Genomic DNA, 1,709 nt, shown 5'->3' with positions numbered 1-1,709 from the left:
AAAGTCTCTGCGTATATAATAACCTTATTCCTCTCCTTTGTTCTTTCTTATTTATAGGTCTTAATTTAGTGTTTTTATTAAAATGCTAACTTAAGCCGTATATAATTCATAGCTGCTTCTCGCCTACTGTCGAAAAACCTCGCGGTTTTTCTATTTCGGTTATTATTTGCTAACTTACTTGCTGAAACAACGCTACAAATCATATACGAGACCGTTGTGCAACATTTTGACCAAAAAAATCGTAAAATGAAAATTAAATACAACGAAATAGAAAAATCGCTTGAAATAAAAGATGGAATAAAAAATCATTATTTCGTTATGAAGTTTTTAATGATTTTAAACTTATTGAATGCAGTTTTAAGACTTCTGAATTTGAATAAAACTGGAATAGGATTTCAAGAAATTATTTGGTTCACTTTAGGAATTGCTTCTTTGATAATACTTTATCTATTCACTTTTAAAAGAACAACGAAAGAAAAAATATCTATCGCTGAAATTAGCGGGTTGAAAGAAAAATCGATTCTTGGACGGAGTAGATTTTCAATAAAATTATTAAATGGAAAAAAGCGTGAACTATCAGAACTGAAAACTCAAGCTGAATTTAATGAATTGAAAAAAATGTTTACTGAAATTGGAATTGCAAACTGAAATAAAAAACGTTGCACAACAATGTATAACCGCAATTACGGCGGATTCGACTACGTCCGAATCCACTCGGAATTGCTAACGTCTGTGCTAAACCGAAAAATTTACGTACTTTAACCCGTAACTGACGGTTATACTAGACCGTTGTGCACAAGCTGAAAAAATGAGCGAAGTTAAAATTGAAGTTTATCACAAAAAAGAGAAAGTAACAACTACTCTTTATGTTGAGCAATTATCGGAAAACAAATTTCGGATGACTGACAATGACTTCTGCAATCCTAAACTGACATTGGGTACGGAATTTGAGACGGAAATTAATGACCAAAATAAACACGAAATAACTAAAATCACAAAAGAGTCGGAATACATTACTCGCAGATTCGGATTGACACCAAATCATAAAGAATCTGACTATAGAATGTTGGGAGATGAATTAACAAAAAGAGGTGGATTTTGGCAAGTTGACCTTGGTAGTATTGCAACCATTAACATTCCAAAAGATTTTGAATTTGATGTTGACCAGGTTATTAAAGAATTGGATTTAAAATTGGTAGAAATAACAGAATAAAATGCTATCAAAATCTATTGAGCAACTTGAAAACGATTATTGGAAAGATGAAATTGAGTTTCCATCAAATCTTGTGATTAATTGTCATAAATACAGAAAAATTCCAATTAAGGACTTAACAATAGAGCAATTAAGACTTTTGATTTCACAAAAAATCGGCATTGAATATCTGACTGAACTTGCAATCAAAAAGCTGGAACTAAATATTTTGGCGGAAGGCGACCTTTATGAGGGCGATTTGTTGCAGGCAGTGTTGAGCTTACCGACTGAATTTTGGAATGAAAAGCAGACTGAATTTCTGACTTTACAAAACTTGGTGGAAAAGAATTCTGAACTGATAAAAACTGAACTCGGAGAAAAGAAATTTGACCGAATAAATGAAAAAATAAAAGCCAGTGCACAACAAAGTACTGTGGTAAAAAACAAGTAAAAAAGCATTAATTTCTCACCAAAGAACTTCTGTAACTATCCTCATATATTAGTCCAGATTTAGCAA

The 1,709-nt window shown here is 31.8% G+C and carries 3 protein-coding genes; all 3 read left to right on the top strand.

Going from position 1 to position 1,709, the window contains the following annotated elements:
* Window positions 1-246 precede the first annotated feature (246 nt).
* Window positions 247-648, top strand: a complete 402-nt coding sequence (locus tag DFQ11_RS15040) for a hypothetical protein (protein ID WP_110476712.1) — start codon at window positions 247-249, stop codon at window positions 646-648.
* 160 nt (window positions 649-808) lie between these two features.
* Window positions 809-1,213, top strand: a complete 405-nt coding sequence (locus DFQ11_RS15035) for a hypothetical protein (protein ID WP_110476710.1) — start codon at window positions 809-811, stop codon at window positions 1,211-1,213.
* A gap of 1 nt (window position 1,214) precedes the next feature.
* Entirely contained in the window at window positions 1,215-1,643 is a 429-nt protein-coding gene (locus DFQ11_RS15030; RefSeq protein ID WP_110476708.1) for a contact-dependent growth inhibition system immunity protein, read from the top strand.
* The last annotated feature ends 66 nt before the right edge of the window (window positions 1,644-1,709 follow it).

The organism is Winogradskyella epiphytica, from assembly GCF_003217215.1.
Lineage (GTDB): Bacteria > Bacteroidota > Bacteroidia > Flavobacteriales > Flavobacteriaceae > Winogradskyella > Winogradskyella epiphytica.
Note: the sequence above shows the minus strand (reverse complement) of the source record. Positions and strands in the feature narration are given on the sequence as shown.

Excerpts from the sequence above, each read along its gene's own strand:
- DFQ11_RS15040 (WP_110476712.1), top strand. The coding sequence starts at position 247 with ATGAAAATTAAATACAACGAAATAGAAAAATCGCTTGAAATAAAAGAT.
- DFQ11_RS15035 (WP_110476710.1), top strand. The coding sequence starts at position 809 with ATGAGCGAAGTTAAAATTGAAGTTTATCACAAAAAAGAGAAAGTAACA.
- DFQ11_RS15030 (WP_110476708.1), top strand. The coding sequence starts at position 1,215 with ATGCTATCAAAATCTATTGAGCAACTTGAAAACGATTATTGGAAAGAT.